Origin of the sequence: Actinoplanes sichuanensis, from assembly GCF_033097365.1 — a bacterium.
GTDB classification, from domain to species: Bacteria; Actinomycetota; Actinomycetes; order Mycobacteriales; family Micromonosporaceae; genus Actinoplanes; species Actinoplanes sichuanensis.
This window is the reverse complement of the sequence record NZ_AP028461.1, coordinates 10,939,931-10,956,043: the sequence shown is the minus strand read 5'-3', so window position 1 is coordinate 10,956,043 and position 16,113 is coordinate 10,939,931. Positions and strand designations below refer to the sequence as shown.

Here is a 16,113-nt window from a genome sequence, read left to right as displayed (position 1 = left end):
CGTCCGGCATCCTGGAGGGCACGCAGCGACTGGCGGCACAGGGATGGTCGAACCATCGGGGAGCTCGTCACGCGGAGTCGACCGCCTGGGCTCCCGGCTGAGGAGTCACACATGTCCACTGCTCGTCTCCTGCCCGGCGCTCCGGTCGCCGAGGCGGTCCTCGACGACGTCAAGGCCCGGGTCGCCAAGCTGAAGGACCGCGGGATCCGGCCCAGCCTCGCCACCATCCTGGTCGGTGACGACGACGCCTCCGCGGGCTACATCCGGATCAAGCAGAAGCAGGCCGCCGAGCTCGGCTTCGAGTCCCCGCACGAGCACCTCAGCGGCGACGTCACCCAGGCCGACCTACTCAAGGTCATCTCCGCCTACAACGACGACTCCGACGTGCACGGCGTCCTCATCCAGTACCCGATCCCGGCCCACCTGGACTACGACGCGGCCCTGCAGACCCTCGACCCCGACAAGGACGTCGACGGTATGCACCCGCTCAACATGGGCCGCCTCGCCGTCGGCCTGCCCGGCCCGCTGCCCTGCACCCCGGCCGGCATCGAGGCGCTGCTCGCCTTCCACGGCGTCGAGGTCTCCGGCCGCGAGGTGGTCATCCTCGGCCGGGGCGCCACCCTCGGCCGCCCGCTCGCCATGCTCCTCGCCCAGAAACGGCCGACCGCCAACGCCGCGGTCACCGTCGTGCACACCGGCGTCAAGGACTGGCCGCGTTACGCCCAGCGCGCCGACATCCTGATCGCCGCCGTCGGCGTCCCCGGCATCGTCAAGCCGGAACACGTCAAGCCCGGCTCGGTGGTGATCGGTGCCGGCGTCCGCTACGAGGGCCGCCGCCTGCTGCCGGACGTCGAGGAGTCGTGCGCCGAGGTGGCCGGAGCCATCACCCCACGGGTCGGTGGCGTGGGCCCGACGACGGTCGCGATGCTCTTCCGCAACGCGGTGGCCGCCGCCGAAAGGGCCAACCCCTGATTCGGTACGCCGTGGGCCGCCCTCAACCGCAGCCACCCCGCCCCGCCCGCGCTACGCGAGGTGGCTGCCCCTTCCGGGCCGAAACGCGCCCGCCGGGCTGATCCGCCCGTCACCGACCGGCCGACCGGGCTGTCACCGCCCCACCCGGCTCCGAGGCCTCTCGGCGCCGGCTCACCCCAGCAGCTGATCCTCAGGCTGTCACCGCGGCGCGGTGCCAGCCCTGAGCACCGGCCGGGACGTCCCAACTGCGGGGACAGGTCTGAATGCCGGCCGGGAGACCGGCCGCTGGACGTCAGGCCGGGACCAGGTGGGCCACGCATTCGATGTGCTGGGTCATCGGGAAGCAGTCGAACGCCCGTAGCTTCTCCAGGCGCCAGCCCAGCGACACGAACGTCTTCAGGTCGCGGGCCAGGGCCGCCGGATCGCACGCCACATAGGCGATCGCCCGTGGGCGGGCCGCGGCCAGCGCCCGGACCACCCGGGCACCGGCGCCGGACCGGGGCGGGTCGAGCACGACCAGATCGACCGGGCCGGTCACCCGTCGCCGGGCCAGCGCCACGTCGACCCGCGCCTCGACGATCTCGGCCTGCGGGCGGCCGTCGGAGCCGATCAGCCCGGCGAGGTTGGCCCGGGCCGCGGCCACCCCGGTCGGGGACGATTCGACGACGGTGACCCGGCCGCCGGTGCGTTCGGCCACGGCGGCGGCGAACAGACCGGCGCCGCCGTAGAGGTCCCAAGCGATCTCTCCGGCGGCCGGCCGGAGCATCTCCAGCACGGCGTTGACCAGTGTGTCCGCGGCCGACGGGTGGACCTGCCAGAACCCCTGCGGCGGGATCCGCCACGCGCGGCCGGCGGCGAGTTCGATCACCTCGGGCGGGCCGGAGAGCCGAAACAGCGGGCCGCCCTCGGGGGCATCGGTGAGGTCGTCGTCGGGTGCCGGGCCGGCCGATCCGGACGGGCGGCCGAGGACCGCGACGTCGCCGCCGGTGGACGCGACCGCCTGCAGCGCGTCGACATTGGGCCAGTCGTTGGCGAGCACGTCGAGCGCCTGGATGGCGGGGTGCGCGATCCGGCAGCGGTCGATCGGCACCACCTGGTGCGACCGGTGCTGAAGCAGCCCGGGGCGGCCGGCGGCGTCGATCGCGTACCGGATCCGGCTGCGCCATCCGAGCAGTTGCCCCGGGTCGTCACCGGGACGGTCCAGCGGTGGCGGCAGTGCTTCCACCCGTACCAGATGATCGGGGTCGAGGCCGGCCAGCCGGACCAGCTGTTCCCGGACCACCTCGGTCTTCCACCGCAGCTGTGCCTCGCCGGAGGCGTGTTGGAGGTCGCAGCCGCCGCAGCCGCCGGGCCGGGCGTGCGGGCAGGGTGGGGTGACCCGATCCGGCGAGGCCTCGTGGATCTCCACCGCGTCGGCCCGGAGGTAGCCGCGATGGATCTCGGTGATCTCGGCGGTGACGCGTTCGCCGGGCAGCGCGTGCCTGACGAAGACGACCCGGCCGTGCGGGCCGCCGATCCGGGCGACGCAGTGGCCGCCGTGCGCGGGCGCGCCCACGACGACCTCGACCCGGTCACCCTCGACGAGATCCTCGGTGTCGGAAGTGGCGGAAGCGCCGGCGGACGAAGGGGCGACGCTCACGACCGGTCACCGTCCTCGGATTCGAGGCCGCCCTGGGCGCGGGGGCCGCGGGCGGGCGCCTGGCTGAGCACCCGGTCCATCCGGTCGAGGTTGCGGTCCTGGCTGGACCGCAGCTGCCACGGCACGCTGACCACCATCACACCCTGTTCGAAGAGCAGCCGGCCCTTGATCCGCAGGGCGCTCTGGTTGTGCAGCAGGTTCTCCCACCAACGGCCGACCACGTACTCGGGGACGAAGACGGTGACCACGTCGCGGGGTGAGGCGCGGCGGGTGTTCTTCACGAAGTCGATGATCGGCCGGGTGATCTCCCGGTACGGCGAGTCGACCACGGTGAGCGGCACGGGCAGCTGCCGGCGCTCCCATTCGGCCTGGATGCCGCGGGTGTCGTTGTCGTCGACGTTCACGGTGACCGCGGTGAGCGTGTCCGGCCGGGTCGCCTGTGCGTAGGCGAGCGCCCGCAGGGTCGGCTGGTGCACCTTGCTGACCAGCACGATCGCGTGGTTGCGGGAGGGCAGGACGGGCCGCTCGTCGGTCGGTTTGAGCTCTTCGGCGACGCGGGTGTAGTGCCTGTGGATGGCCACCATCAGACCGTAGATGACGATCATGGCGGCGATCGCGATCCACGCGCCGAGCAGGAACTTCGTGATCAGGACGACGATCAGGACGGCGCCGGTGAGCACCATGCCGAAGGTGTTGATCGCCCGGGAGCGGAACATCTGGCGGCGGCGCTGCGGATCCCGCTGGGTACGCAGCAGCCGGTTCCAGTGTCTGATCATGCCGAGCTGGGAGAGCGTGAACGACACGAACACGCCCACGATGTAGAGCTGGATGAGCCGGGTGACCTCGGCCTCGAAGGCCACGATCAGCACGATCGCGGCGACCGCGAGGAAGAGGATGCCGTTGCTGAACGCCAGCCGGTCACCACGGGTGTGCAGCTGGCGGGGCAGATACCGGTCCTGGGCGAGGATCGAGCCGAGCACCGGGAAGCCGTTGAAGGCGGTGTTCGCGGCCAGGAACAGGATCAGCGCGGTGACCGCGCCGACCAGGTAGAGCAGGACCGACCCGCTGCCGAAGACGGTCTCGGCGAGCTGGGTGGTGACGGTCTTCTGGACGTACCCCTCGGAGGCCTCGTTCGGGATGATCTGCAGCGTCGGGTTCTCCACGAACTTCAGGTGGGTCGCCTGGGCCAGCAGGATGATGCCGTAGAGCATCACGATCGACAGGCCGCCGAGCAGCAGCAGGGTGGTCGCCGCGTTCTTGCTCTTCGGCTTCTTGAAGGCGGGCACCCCGTTGGAGATCGCCTCCACACCGGTGAGCGCCGCGCAGCCCGACGAGAACGTCCGGAGCAGCAGGAACGCGAAGGCGAACTGGCTGAGATGGTCCTCCTCGGCGACGATCGTCAGGTCCGCGCTCGGCGCCCGCAGGTCGTCGCCGAGGAGGAAGACCCGGACCAGGCCGGTGAGGATCATCCCGACGATCACGATGATGAAGAGATAGGTGGGTACGGCGAACGCCGCCCCCGACTCCCGGAGCCCACGCAGGTTGAGCGCGCTCAGCAGGACGATCGCGATGATGGCGATGACGACCTTGTGCTCGGCCACCCAGGGGACCACCGAGCCGAGGTTGCTCACCCCGGACGAGATCGACACCGCGACCGTGAGGATGTAGTCGACCAGCAGCGCGCTGGCCACGCCGAGGCCGGCCTTGGGCCCGAGGTTGACCGTGGCCACCTCGTAGTCACCGCCGCCGGACGGGTAGGCGTACACGTTCTGCCGGTAGCTGGCGACCACCGTCACCATGACCACCGCCACCGCGAGCGTCACCCAGGGCGAATACATGTAGGCGGCCGCGCCGGCGATCGAGAGCGTCAGCAGGATCTCGTCGGGCGCGTACGCCACGCTGGAGAGCGCGTCGCTCGCGAAGACCGGAAGCGCGATCCGCTTGGGCAGCAGCGTGTGCTGCAGCTTGTCCGAGCGGAACGGCCGGCCGAGCAGCAGCCGTTTGGCTAGAGAGGTGGTACTTGCCACGAGTGCCAAGCGTACGGGCGGACCTTTCGGCGCGTGGCCCGCCCCGGACAGCGTCCCTGCGCGGGGCATGGCAGGCTCACACTGGTCCGTACAGATTCGGGAGGGCACGAACCGTGCACGTGGTCATCATGGGGTGCGGCCGGCTCGGTTCGACGCTGGCCCAGAAGCTCGACGCCCAGGGTCATCAGGTCGCCGTGATCGATCGCGACGCGGAGGCGTTCCGCCGTCTCGGCGACGGTTTCGGTGGTGTCACCGTGAACGGTATCGGCTTCGACCGGGATGTGATGCGGGCCGCGGGGGTCGAGCGGGCCGACGCGTTCGCCGCAGTCTCCAGCGGCGACAACTCCAACATCATCTCGGCCCGACTGGCCCGTGAGACGTTCGGTGTCTCCCGGGTGGTGGCCCGGATCTACGACTCCCGCCGCGCGCAGGTCTACGAGCGCCTCGGCATCCCGACGATCGCCACGATCCGCTGGGCCGCCGACCGGATGTACCGGTTCCTGGTGCCGGACCAGCGGGTCGAGGTGTTCCGCGACCCGACCAGCGTGGTCAGCATCGTCGAGACGCCCCTGCACCGGGACTGGATCGGCCGCACGGTCAAGTCGCTCGAGGACCGGACCGGCTCGCGGGTCGCCTACATGGCCCGGTTCGGGCTGGGCATGCTGGCTCAGCAGTCCACCGTCCTGCAGGACGGTGACCAGGTCTACATGCTGGTCACCGACGAGACCGTGGACCAGGTGCTGGACGTCGCCCAGGGCGCTGACAAGGAAGGGAACTGACCGTGCGCATCGCCATCGCGGGAGCCGGCAATGTGGGCCGGTCCATCGCCCAGGAGCTGATCGGCAACGGGCACGAGGTCATGCTGATCGAGCGGCACCCGCGTCAGCTCTGCCCGGAGCGGGTGCCGGAGGCCCGCTGGGTGCTCGCCGACGCCTGTGAGCTGAGCAGCCTGGAGGAGGCCGATCTGGCCGGCTGTGACGTGGTCGTCGCGGCGACCGGCGACGACAAGGCCAACCTCGTCGTGTCGCTGTTGGCGAAGACCGAGTTCGCGGTGCCCCGGGTGGTGGCCCGGGTGAACCGGGCGGAGAACGAGTGGCTGTTCACCGAGCAGTGGGGCGTCGACGTGGCGGTGAGCAAGCCCCGCCTGATGGCCGCCCTGGTCGAGGAGGCGGTGACGGTCGGCGACCTGGTCCGGCTGATGACCTTCCGGCAGGGCGAGGCGAACCTGGTGGAGATCACCCTGCCGAAGGACGCGCCCTACGAGGGACAGCCGGTGCGCTCGGTGCCGATGCCGCGGGACGCCGCGCTGGTCGCGATCCTGCGCGGTAAGCGGGTCGTGGTGCCGACGCCCGACGACCCGCTGGAGGCCGGCGACGAGCTGATCTTCGTGTGCACCAGCGAGGTCGAGGACCAGGTCCGCGCGGTGGTGCTAGGCGACCGGGGTCTCCCGCCGCTGGGCTGACGTCACCCGGTGGACGGCCCAGATGGTGAAGGCGAAGGTGGCGGCGTAGATCGGCCAGCTGACCAGGATCCGGACGACGCCGATCGCGTTCGCCTCGCCCATCAGGTAGAGCACGAACTGGATACCGGCGCGGACGGTGAGTGACACGGCCCAGAGCACGGTCAGCCACTGGAAGGTCCGGAACAGCCGGGAATTCTCGAACCAGTCCTGTTTGCCCTTGTTGGCCATGATGCCCCAGGCGTACCCGATGAGGGGTTTGCGGAAGGCCACCGAGACCAGCAACACCGCCGCCTGGCCGAAGGTGAGCAGGATGCCGGGGAGATAGAAATCCTTGGCATCCCCGGTACGCCACGCGAGCCAGGCGCCGAGCGCGATGCCGAAGAGGCCGTTCACCGCGTGCCGGATCGGCTGCCGGCGGGCCAGCCGGACACCGCCGATGACCAGCGCCGAGCCGACCGAGCCGATGATCGCCCAGAGCAGTGACTCGCGTTTCTCCAGGCCCAGGGCCTCGAGGCTGAGGATCACGTTGAGCAGCACGAAGGCGAGCACCGGGACGCTCGACTCGATCAGGCCGCGCACACCGCCGAGCTGCTCGGCGATCTGCTCGCTCATCGACGGGAAGGGCTCCTCGTCGTCGGGCTTCTCCTCGGTGACCGGGCGCAGGTCGTGTTCCGCGATGATCTCCGCGGCGATTTTCTCCTCGGCATCCCCGACGAGCTCGGCGATCCGCTCCTCGACCGACTCGTGCGCGGCGTGACGCGGGTCGCTTCCGGGTGTCACCGGGGCGCCTCCAGCTCGTAGTAGGGGTTGTAGATCACCTTGCGGTCGTCCCGGATCGCGATCCGGCCTCGCGCGGTGAGCTGACGCCCCGGTTCGATGCCGGCGATGGACCGGCGCCCCAGGAAGACCAGCGTGACCACGTCACTGCCGTCGTAAAGGTCGGCCTCCAGCGTCGGCAGGTTGGTGCGTGGAGTGTACGCCACCGTGCGCAGTCGTCCGGAAACCGAAACGACCTGCCCACGGCGGCACTCACCGGCCGGAACGGCGCCGCACTTGGCGCTGTCCCGCTGAAGCTCCTCCGCGTCCAGCTCCGAGTCGGTCGCTGTCAACCGGCTCAGGAACCGCCGTAATCCGGTGCGCTCTTCGGTCGTCATGACTTCGCCGTCACCCTTCGTCGACGTGACGCAGTGTGCGCGTGTACTCGACGACCACGCTACGCCCGAAGCGCCCCGGTGATCTAGGTCACTGCAGCGGATTGCCGTTGGCGCCCTGCTGCGCCGCGGCCTGACCCTGCTCGGCCATCTCCTTCGGCAGGCGCATCGGCAGCGGCTCGCGCACCGGCCGGGGCTCGTTGTCACGGACCACGACCAGACCGGACAGCACCTGGCCGAGGACACCCTCACGACCCGGGTCGGAGGCGGCCGCGCCCTGGTAGAGCGCCCGCACCATCCACCGCGGCCCGTCCACGCCGACGAACCGGACGTCCGCCGGGCCCTCCGGGGTGTTCACCCGGGCGATGAGCTCCACGCCGTACCGCCCGTCGACCTCACGCGGGCTGACGCCGTCGGCGGCCATCGCACCGGCGATCTCCTCGCGCACCTCGCCCCAGATGCCCTCGGTCTTCGGCGCGGCGAAGACGCCCAGCTGGAGGGCGCTCTCCCCGTCGACCAGGACGACCTGCTCGACACCGCCGTCCGGGTTGGCCTGCACCCGCACCTCGACGCCCTCGATCGCGGGGATCCGGAGGCTGCCCAGGTCGAGCCGCTGCACCCCCTCCGGGGCGTACCTGACGTCCCACGGGCCGAACTCGGGCGCCGGCGGCATGCCGTCGGAGGCGAGGCTGTCGGCGAGCGCCTTGGAGGGCGGCGCGTCAGCCGACCGGACGTGCTTCGCGGCACCGCGCTTACGGGAGAACATCACTGCCAGCCTTTCCTTTTCGCAAAGCTCATAGGGCCTGGTGGCCACCGGTCGAACCGTGGCCGCCCGCGCCGCGCGCGGTGTCGCCGAGGGCGTCCACAGCATGGAACGCCGCCCGCTCCACCCGCTGGATCACGAGCTGGGCGATCCGGTCGCCCCGTGAGATCTTGACGGTGTTCTCCCGATCGTGATTGATCAGGTTCACCAGGATCTCGCCACGGTAACCGGCGTCGACCGTACCGGGCGCGTTGAGGACCGTCACCCCCAGTCGCGCCGCCAATCCGGAGCGCGGGTGAACCAGGCCCACGAAGCCGTCCGGGAGAGCGATCGCGACACCGGTGCGGACCTTGACCCGGGCACCCGGGGCGATCTCCGCCTCCTCGGCCGCGACCAGGTCGGCGCCCGCGTCCCCGGGGTGCGCGTAGGCCGGGAGGGGCAGGTCCGGGTCGATCCGGAGGACCTGGACGATCACATCGGTCACAGCGGGTGTTCCTTCACTGGCGTACTACGGACGGGGTACTTCGGGCGGCACCTACCCTGCCATCCTGCCGCGCCCGGCCACGGAGGCGCGCCGTACCCTTCGAGGGTGACACCCGAGTCCCCGGCCCGCACGGTTGCGGCCCATCAGGAACGGCTGAGTCTCCCGTGGTGGGCCTGGCCGGCCGCGCTGACGGCCGGAGCGATCCTGGCCACCGAGTTGATGCTGGGTGTCCCCGAGGTGCCGATCTGGGTGCCCTATGTGGTGCTGCTCCCGCTCAGCCTGCTGATCCTGGTCCCGCTGGACCGGCTGCGGGTCGAGGTCACCCCGGACGAGTTCCGGGTCGACGACGCCCGCCTGCCGGTCGAGTTCATCTCCGGTGTGGTCGCGCTGGACGCCGCGGGCAAGCGGGAGGCGCTGGGGGTCGGCTCGCACCCGCTGGCCTTCGTGGTGCAGCGGGCCTGGATCGGTCCGGCCGTGCAGGTGCTCCTCGACGACCCGGATGACCCGACCCCCTTCTGGGTGGTCAGCACCCGGCGGCCGGTCGAGTTGGCGACCGCGCTGCTGGAGGTCAGTCGCCGAGCTCGCGCCGAGCGGGCGTGATCAGCGCCGGCGGCGGCTTACGCAGATCGGCGTGCACGCTGTCGCCGACCTGCCGGGTGGCCCGCCGGTTGAGGTAACTGGCGACCGCCGCGCCGGTGAGCATCGGGCCGAAGGTGGTCAGGTTGCGCCCGAACCGCTTCATCAGCGACTTCTGCAGCTCCTTGCGGCTCGCCGTGCCCAGCACCGTGGCCACGCCGACGCCGGGGACCAACGGGTTCACCCCACGGCGGCCGGACCACGCCTCGACCAGCCGCAGAGCCCGCTCGCCGACGGTCCCGGTGATCGGGCGGCGGTAGATCTCGTGCAGCTCGCCGATCAGCTTGATCTCGATCGCCACCACGGCCACCGTCTCGGTGGCCAGCAGTACGGGTGCGGAGAGCAGGGTCGGTGTGGCGACCCACTCGACCGCGGCGATGCCGCCACCGGCCGCGCCCACCCCGGCCGTGGCCCGGGCCGCGTTCCGGATCAGGCGCTCGGCCAGCTCCGTGTCGTCCAGACCGGGGAAGTGCCGGCGCAGGGTCTCCCGGTCCCGGACCGGGACGTGCGGAGCCAGCGTGGTGACCTGGTCGGTGACCCACTGCAGAGCCGCCTTCGGCCGGAACAGCCGTCCGGCGCCGCTGCTGCGGACCTGCCCGGCGAGCCGGCCGAGAAGCCGGCGCCGGCTACCGGGCTCCAGGTCGTCCGCGGTGAGGGCCGCGACGGTGCGGCCCGCCTCCTCCGGCGCGGGGGTGGTCTCAGCGGGCACGATCTCGGCACCGGGTTCGGTCGCGCGGTCCGGCTGGCTCATCGTCGTCCTTCCCGTGGGCGTCACCGGCATCTGTGCCCGGTCATCACCCAGGGTCAAACCCCCTGTCAAACCCCCCGTGAACGCCGTACGCCCGACCGCGGCTACCGCGATCGGGTGATGTGGCGCGCTGCGCGCGAGTGCGCTCAGGCGCACTCGCGGCAGATCAGCTCCCCGTTGCGTTCCACCGCGAGCTGGCTGCGGTGATGCACGAGGAAACAGCGGGAGCAGCGGAACTCGTCGGTCTGCATCGGCAGCACCTTGACGGTGAGCTCCTCGTCGGCGAGGTCGGCGCCGGGCAGCTCGAAGCTCTCCGCCACCTCGACCTCGTCGACGTCCACTGCGCCCGACTGTGAGTCGGCGCGGCGGGCCTTGAGCTCCTCGAGGCTGTCCTCGCCGAGGTCGACCTCATCGCGACGCGGGGCGTCGTAGTCGGTGGCCATCGGTCTTCACTCTCCTGTATCGATGTGTCACTTGGCGTTTGTAACGCCATTGGCAGGGTTTCGGTTCCCGGTTCCGCCGGCCGATTTCTGACACCCCTACGGGCCTCAGGATCTGCCCCGGTGGGCGCGGAACATTACCGCTGACGCGGCAGGCTTGTACGCACTCCGGCGGCACATTGTTCCCGATGTGACCGAGGCGACATCAAAGTAGGGGCCCCAGCCACTGGATCATCGTCAACGCGCCGGAAGCATTCCCTGTTTCCGCGCCCCTGGCGGACAGACGTTAACCTCTCGACAGGCCCGGGCACCTTACCCGGGTCCGTCCCCCGATCCTGGAGCCGACCCATGAGCTTTGCCCGCGTCCGAGCGCTGGTAGTCGTCGGTGTGCTCGCCGTGGCCGCAGTGGTCTTCGTCGTCGTCACCCTCTTCCGGGACACCCAGCGCGGCAGTGTGAACGGCTCGAACTGCCCGGCCGGGGCACCGCTGGCCGACATCCGGCTCCCGAACGACCCGGCCGTCGTCAAGATCAAGGTCTACAACGGCACCAGCAAGGCCGACCTCGCCGAGCAGGTCAGCAACGAGTTCGCGAACCGGCGCTTCGTCGTCGAGAAGCCGGGCAAGAGCAAGACCAAGGTCGAGGGCGTCGCCGAGATCCGGTTCGGGCCGGACACCGTCGGCAAGGCGCAGCTGCTCCGGGCGTACTTCCTGGCCCAGTCGACGATGGTCTACAACGCCAAGCGCAAGGGCGACGTCATCGACATCATCATCGGCGACAAGTTCCAGGCGCTGGCCACCACGACCGAGGTGAACCAGTCGCTGGGCGCCGAGGGTGAGCCGACCCTGCCGCCGGGCGCCTGCCTCAAGCCGGTCACCGAGACCACCGAGCCCGAGACCGAGTGACGAGGACGCGATCGGCGCGCTCACGGGCCGCCGGCCGCGTCCAGCTCGACCAGCGCGTCGTGCAGCACCGGGAAGATCGCCGGCGGTGCGGCCACCAGCATCCGGTTGCCGGCCGGCTCCCCGGAGAGCCCCGCGACGATCAGGCCCGCCTCGGCCGCGATCAGCCCACCGGCGGCGTGGTCCCAGAGGTTCAGGCCCTTCTCGAAGTACGCGTCCAGCGAACCCTCCGCGGTCAGACAGAGGTCCAGCGACGCCGCGCCGAGCCGGCGGATGTCACGCACCCGGGTGATCAACCGGGCCATCACCGCCCCCTGATGGGCCCGCCGCCGCGCGTCGTAGCCGAACCCGGTCGCCACCAGGCACTGGTCCAGAGTGGTCCGCTCCGAGCCGCTCAGGCGCCGCCCGGCCCGCCAGGCGCCGCCGCCCACGGTCGCCGTCCACTCGTCACCGGTGGCCGCGTTGACCACCACGCCGGCCACCACCTCGCCGTCGCGCTCGGCGGCCAGCGACACCGCGTACTGCGGCAGGCCGTAGAGGTAGTTCACGGTGCCGTCGATCGGGTCGAGAATCCACCGGACGGCACCGGGTGCCGGGTCCAGCGAGTCGCCGTACTCCTCACCGAGGACGCCGTCGCCCGGTCGCTCCGCCTTGAGGGCCTCCACCACCTGCCGCTCGACCGCCTTGTCGGCCGCGGTGACCACGTCGGTGTCGGTGCTCTTGGTCTGGACGTCGCCGATCGCCTCGTCCCGCATCCTGCGGGCCGTCACGGCCGCCTCCCGGGCGATCCGCACCGCCACGGACAACAGCTCGCCGGGTGTCGATACCACCGGAATCTCGCTCACGTATGGGTCCTTTCCGCCGATACCATTCTCGCGTCAGGCGTCTCTGACGAGGTCGTCGGCCCCCGGCGGCGTGCTGTGGGCGGAGGATCTCGGTAAGCGGCGCTACAATTCACCCCTGCCCACCGCTTCACGGACACGCCACCGGTACGGTCCGTGACCCGGGGGCCCCCACAAACCGACTCCGGCGACGCTCGCCCCCGCGTGCTGCGCTGGACCGTGGCCGTGCCCAACCTCATCGCCTCCGGAAGGTCATTCGTGACAGAAGCCCACCAGAACGGTGCCGACGTTCGCTCTCTCACCGAGGCCTTGATCACCCATGCCCAGGGTGCGGGCGGGCAACTCACATCGGCCCAGGTCGCGCACACGCTCGAGTCCGCCGCGGTGAACCCGGCGCAGGCCAAGAAGATCCTGCGGGGGCTGGTGGACGCCGGCATCACCGTCGTGGTCGACGGCTCCGCCAGCACCCGACGGCCGAAGGTCGCCGCCGCCCGCTCCACCACTCCGGCGTCCCGGGCGACCACCGCCAAGACGGCGCCGGTCAAGAAGGCGACGCCGGCGCCCAAGCAGGCCGCGCCCGCGGTCGGCGGCGATGCCACGCCCGCACCGGCCAAGAAGGCCGCGCCGGTCCGCAAGGCCACCGCCGCCAAGGCCGCGGTGCCCGCCAAGAAGGCGGCGCCGGGGAAGGCCGCCGCGCCCGGCGAGGAGGGCCCCGGCGAGGAGATCGATCCCGAGGAGCTCGCCGCCGAGATCGAGGACGTGGTCGTCGAGGAGCCGCCGGCCATGGTCGCCGCGGCCGCCACCGACGCCGCCACCTCGGCCACCGACGGCGACTTCGAGTGGGACGACGAGGAGTCCGAGGCTCTCAAGCAGGCCCGCCGTGACGCGGAGCTGACCGCCTCGGCCGACTCGGTCCGCGCCTACCTCAAGCAGATCGGCAAGGTTCCGCTGCTCAACGCCGAGCAGGAGGTCGAGCTGGCCAAGCGGATCGAGGCCGGCCTCTACGCCGCCGAGCGACTGCGCGCCGCCGACGAGGGCGAGGAGTCACTCGAGCGCAACTTCGAGCGTGACCTCAAGTGGATCAACCGGGACGGCGAGCGGGCCAAGAACCACCTGCTGGAGGCGAACCTCCGGCTCGTGGTGTCGCTGGCCAAGCGCTACACCGGTCGCGGCATGGCCTTCCTCGACCTGATCCAGGAGGGCAACCTCGGCCTGATCCGCGCGGTCGAGAAGTTCGACTACACCAAGGGCTACAAGTTCTCCACGTACGCCACCTGGTGGATCCGGCAGGCCATCACCCGCGCCATGGCCGACCAGGCCCGCACCATCCGCATCCCGGTGCACATGGTCGAGGTCATCAACAAGCTCGGGCGCATCCAGCGTGAGCTGCTCCAGGACCTGGGCCGTGAGCCCACCCCGGAGGAGCTGGCCAAGGAGATGGACATCACGCCGGAGAAGGTGCTGGAGATCCAGCAGTACGCTCGGGAGCCGATCTCGCTCGACCAGACGATCGGCGACGAGGGCGACAGCCAGCTCGGTGACTTCATCGAGGACTCCGAGGCGGTCGTCGCGGTCGACGCGGTCTCCTTCTCGCTGCTGCAGGACCAGCTCCAGCAGGTGCTGCAGACGCTCTCCGAGCGTGAGGCGGGTGTGGTCCGGCTGCGGTTCGGCCTGACCGACGGGCAGCCGCGCACGCTGGACGAGATCGGCCAGGTCTACGGGGTGACCCGGGAGCGGATCCGGCAGATCGAGTCGAAGACGATGTCCAAACTGCGGCACCCGTCGCGGTCCCAGGTCCTGCGCGACTACCTCGACTAGGACCTTTGGTCAACTTTCAGTGTCTAATTGGTCACCACCCGTACATCAACGGGTGGTGATCAGACCGTTGTGCAGAAGTGATCGTTGACGTGGCACCCTTGGATCACGGCACACTAGCTGGAACCACGGTGTGATCCCGGTCCCCCCGGGGCACTCTGGGAAGGCTGCAACGGTGCAGGGTGTTGCACGATGTGTGAGCAGTAGCCGAGGAACATGTTCATCGGTGACGAACAGAGGAGGAAGGCGATGACCCCGACTCTCACGCCGTCGGCAGGAAGTCTGGCCGGCCCCGCAGCCGATGAACGGTGCGACCGCTGCAATGCAGCCGGGAAGCTCCGTTTGACCCTGGCGGGTGGCAGTGAACTGGTTTTCTGTGGCCACCACGCCAACCGGTACGCCGAGGACCTGGTGAAGATCGCGGTTCAGTACGCGGCTGAACCCGAGTTCACCTGGCGCGGCGCGGACATGATGTCGAACTCCAGCAACTAGCAGCGGTCCCCCAACCGATACGTGTGACAAGAACGGGCGCTCCCCCTGCAGGGAGCGCCCGTTCTGCTGTCCGGTCGGGTCGGGGAGCGCTCAGGCGGCCAGCGCGGCCTCGTCCTCGTCCTCGTCCTCGTCGCAGCGACGCACCCCGTCGCCACCGGCCCGCTTGACCGCGTACATGGCCTCGTCGGCCCGTTCCAGGGCGGCCGGCAACTCGTCGTCGGACGCCACCGCGATCCCGATGCTCAGGGTGGCCGGGCAATCCTGGATCGCCCGGACCGCCTCGACCATGCGCTCGGCGACATCGGTGGCGGCGGCCTCCTCGCAGCCGTGGAGCAGCGCCGCGAACTCGTCGCCACCTAGACGTGCCACCAGGTCCTCCGGGCCCGCCTGGGCGCTCAGAGCGGCCGCGATGGCCCGCAGCGCCGCGTCGCCGGCCGCGTGGCCCCGAGTGTCGTTGATCTGTTTGAACCGGTCGGTGTCGATCAGCAGCACGGCGCTGCGCCGGCGGGTCGCGTCCGGAGCGGTCCGGGCCTCCGCCAGAGCGTGGTCGAAGGCCCGGCGGTTCGCGATGCCGGTGAGCGCGTCCAGGTCGGCGACCCGGGCCATCTGCTCGTGCTGCAGACGCAACGCCTCCAGGTCGTGCAGGCTGCGGGCGGCGTGCAGGGTGTTCTGCCGCTGGCGCCAGAGTGCGGCGGCCAGCGAGTCGCCGTACGCCAGGGCCGCCTCGGCGTCGGCCGAACCGAGGTTCGCCATCAGCACCGTGCGGGTGCGGTGGGTGCTCGCCACGGCCAGCCAGTCCGCGTCCGGCGGCAGATCACGGACCGCGTCGGCCATCACCCGCAGCGCCTCCTCCGGGCGGCCGGAGCGGCTCAGCGCGACCGCGTAGAACGGTTTGCCGATGGTCATCGCGGCCGGCATGAACCCGCGCGCCTCCAGGCGGGCCAGGTAGGTCTCGATGTCGGCGGCGGCGCCCGCCGGGTCGTCCCGGTCCGCCCGTGAGCAGGCGGCGTAGAGCAGAGCGTTCTCGCGCCAGGCGTCGGCGTCGTCACCGGACACCTCGTCGGCGGCGCGCATCGCGTACCGCTCGGCCTCGGCGGTGTGCTCCTCGGCCTCCTCGACCTGGGAGATCTGGTAGAGCTCGAGAGCCCAGCCCAGGTGCATCTCGGCCAGGTTGAGCAGCCACATGGCCCGGTTGCCGTTCTGGCCGTCGTCGGCCCGGCTCATCTCGTACGCCAGCTGGAACTGTGGGGCCGCCAGCTCGTAGAGGCGCAGCTCCCAGTAGCCGATCGCGACCGCCACCAGTGAGTTGACCGCGGCGATCGGCTCCCGTTCCTCGGCGGCCAGCGCCTCGGCGGCCACCAGGTCACGCAGCACCCGGTCCACGTCGTTCTCGGCCGGGTCCATCTGACCGAGCCGCAGACGCTGCCAGGCCCGGCTGGCCAGGGCGCAGGCCCGCCAGCCGACGCTGCCCTCCCGCTCGGTAGACGGGAGCATCAGATCGGCCGCCTCGACCGCGGCGGCCGGGTCGGCCTGGGCGATGAACGAGACCAGCCGGACGAAATGCATGCAGGCCGGGCCGTCGACGAGATCGCCCGTGACCGCGCGGAGCACCTCTTCGGCCCGGGACCGGGCCGCGACGGCCTCACCCGTCTGCGCGCGTTCCAGCAGACGTGCCGCCTCGAGTGTGATCTCCCGCATCGATTCCCTCCCCGGCGGCATATCGGCCCCGGAGCGACGGATCG

Annotated in this window: 17 protein-coding genes and 1 riboswitch; of the genes, 7 read left to right on the top strand and 10 right to left on the bottom strand. The window is 71.0% G+C overall.

The window, feature by feature from the left end; all coding sequences use genetic code 11:
* Positions 1-15: 15 nt before the first annotated feature.
* Positions 16-98, top strand: a riboswitch (ZMP/ZTP riboswitch).
* 13 nt (positions 99-111) lie between these two features.
* Entirely contained in the window at positions 112-972 is an 861-nt protein-coding gene (locus tag Q0Z83_RS50415; RefSeq protein WP_317790686.1) for a bifunctional 5,10-methylenetetrahydrofolate dehydrogenase/5,10-methenyltetrahydrofolate cyclohydrolase, read from the top strand.
* A gap of 292 nt (positions 973-1,264) precedes the next feature.
* On the opposite strand, the gene Q0Z83_RS50410 is transcribed toward Q0Z83_RS50415, so the two are convergent.
* Together Q0Z83_RS50410 and Q0Z83_RS50405 are read right to left on the bottom strand one after the other, a co-directional pair.
* A complete protein-coding gene (locus Q0Z83_RS50410; protein ID WP_317790685.1) occupies positions 1,265-2,611 on the bottom strand; it encodes a class I SAM-dependent RNA methyltransferase in 1,347 nt (448 codons plus the stop codon).
* A complete protein-coding gene (locus Q0Z83_RS50405; protein WP_317790684.1) occupies positions 2,608-4,638 on the bottom strand; it encodes an APC family permease in 2,031 nt (676 codons plus the stop codon). The genes Q0Z83_RS50410 and Q0Z83_RS50405 overlap by 4 nt, the downstream gene beginning before the upstream one ends.
* Positions 4,639-4,751: 113 nt before the next feature.
* On the opposite strand from Q0Z83_RS50405, the gene Q0Z83_RS50400 reads away from it, so the two are divergent.
* Both Q0Z83_RS50400 and Q0Z83_RS50395 read left to right on the top strand, forming a co-directional pair.
* The gene (locus Q0Z83_RS50400) at positions 4,752-5,417 is read left to right on the top strand and encodes a potassium channel family protein (protein ID WP_317790683.1); all 666 of its coding nucleotides are present in this window, start codon (positions 4,752-4,754) and stop codon (positions 5,415-5,417) included.
* Positions 5,414-6,100, top strand: coding sequence for a potassium channel family protein (locus tag Q0Z83_RS50395; protein WP_177320006.1), 687 nt, complete (start codon positions 5,414-5,416; stop codon positions 6,098-6,100). Before Q0Z83_RS50400 ends, Q0Z83_RS50395 begins: the two co-directional genes overlap by 4 nt.
* Here Q0Z83_RS50395 and Q0Z83_RS50390 read toward each other — a convergent pair.
* The 4 genes from Q0Z83_RS50390 to dut all read right to left on the bottom strand — a co-directional run bounded on the left by Q0Z83_RS50390 (position 6,068) and on the right by dut (position 8,498).
* Entirely contained in the window at positions 6,068-6,880 is an 813-nt protein-coding gene (locus Q0Z83_RS50390) for a DUF3159 domain-containing protein (RefSeq protein WP_317790682.1), read from the bottom strand. The two genes, Q0Z83_RS50395 and Q0Z83_RS50390, sit on opposite strands and share 33 nt — an antisense overlap.
* Positions 6,877-7,254 carry an OB-fold nucleic acid binding domain-containing protein gene (locus Q0Z83_RS50385; RefSeq protein WP_317790681.1) on the bottom strand — a complete coding sequence of 126 codons (378 nt, stop codon included), beginning with the start codon at positions 7,252-7,254 and terminating at the stop codon, positions 6,877-6,879. Before Q0Z83_RS50385 ends, Q0Z83_RS50390 begins: the two co-directional genes overlap by 4 nt.
* A gap of 88 nt (positions 7,255-7,342) precedes the next feature.
* Positions 7,343-8,017: a DUF3710 domain-containing protein gene (locus Q0Z83_RS50380; protein ID WP_317790680.1), complete on the bottom strand. Its 675-nt coding sequence runs from the start codon at positions 8,015-8,017 to the stop codon at positions 7,343-7,345.
* Positions 8,018-8,045: 28 nt separating this feature from the next.
* Entirely contained in the window at positions 8,046-8,498 is a 453-nt protein-coding gene (gene dut / locus Q0Z83_RS50375) for a dUTP diphosphatase (RefSeq protein ID WP_317790679.1), read from the bottom strand.
* Between the two features lie 105 nt (positions 8,499-8,603).
* Between dut and Q0Z83_RS50370 the strand changes: the two genes are divergently transcribed.
* Positions 8,604-9,098 (top strand): DUF3093 domain-containing protein, encoded by a 495-nt coding sequence (locus Q0Z83_RS50370; protein ID WP_317790678.1) that lies wholly within the window; start codon positions 8,604-8,606, stop codon positions 9,096-9,098.
* Here Q0Z83_RS50370 and Q0Z83_RS50365 read toward each other — a convergent pair.
* Entirely contained in the window at positions 9,067-9,885 is an 819-nt protein-coding gene (locus tag Q0Z83_RS50365; protein WP_317790677.1) for a hypothetical protein, read from the bottom strand. The two genes, Q0Z83_RS50370 and Q0Z83_RS50365, sit on opposite strands and share 32 nt — an antisense overlap.
* A gap of 143 nt (positions 9,886-10,028) precedes the next feature.
* Positions 10,029-10,325, bottom strand: a complete 297-nt coding sequence (locus tag Q0Z83_RS50360) for a DUF4193 domain-containing protein (protein WP_045743100.1) — start codon at positions 10,323-10,325, stop codon at positions 10,029-10,031.
* A 345-nt stretch (positions 10,326-10,670) separates the two neighbouring features.
* On the opposite strand from Q0Z83_RS50360, the gene Q0Z83_RS50355 reads away from it, so the two are divergent.
* Positions 10,671-11,225, top strand: a complete 555-nt coding sequence (locus tag Q0Z83_RS50355) for a LytR C-terminal domain-containing protein (protein WP_317790676.1) — start codon at positions 10,671-10,673, stop codon at positions 11,223-11,225.
* A 20-nt stretch (positions 11,226-11,245) separates the two neighbouring features.
* Here the strand turns inward: Q0Z83_RS50355 and Q0Z83_RS50350 are convergent, their stop codons facing one another.
* Positions 11,246-12,067, bottom strand: coding sequence for an inositol monophosphatase family protein (locus Q0Z83_RS50350; protein ID WP_317790675.1), 822 nt, complete (start codon positions 12,065-12,067; stop codon positions 11,246-11,248).
* A 255-nt stretch (positions 12,068-12,322) separates the two neighbouring features.
* Between Q0Z83_RS50350 and Q0Z83_RS50345 the strand changes: the two genes are divergently transcribed.
* Positions 12,323-13,882 (top strand): RNA polymerase sigma factor, encoded by a 1,560-nt coding sequence (locus tag Q0Z83_RS50345; RefSeq protein WP_317790674.1) that lies wholly within the window; start codon positions 12,323-12,325, stop codon positions 13,880-13,882.
* A 246-nt stretch (positions 13,883-14,128) separates the two neighbouring features.
* Entirely contained in the window at positions 14,129-14,371 is a 243-nt protein-coding gene (locus Q0Z83_RS50340; protein ID WP_317797349.1) for a DUF7455 domain-containing protein, read from the top strand.
* Between the two features lie 90 nt (positions 14,372-14,461).
* On the opposite strand, the gene Q0Z83_RS50335 is transcribed toward Q0Z83_RS50340, so the two are convergent.
* Positions 14,462-16,069: a GGDEF domain-containing protein gene (locus Q0Z83_RS50335; RefSeq protein ID WP_317790673.1), complete on the bottom strand. Its 1,608-nt coding sequence runs from the start codon at positions 16,067-16,069 to the stop codon at positions 14,462-14,464.
* Between the last annotated feature and the right edge of the window lie 44 nt (positions 16,070-16,113).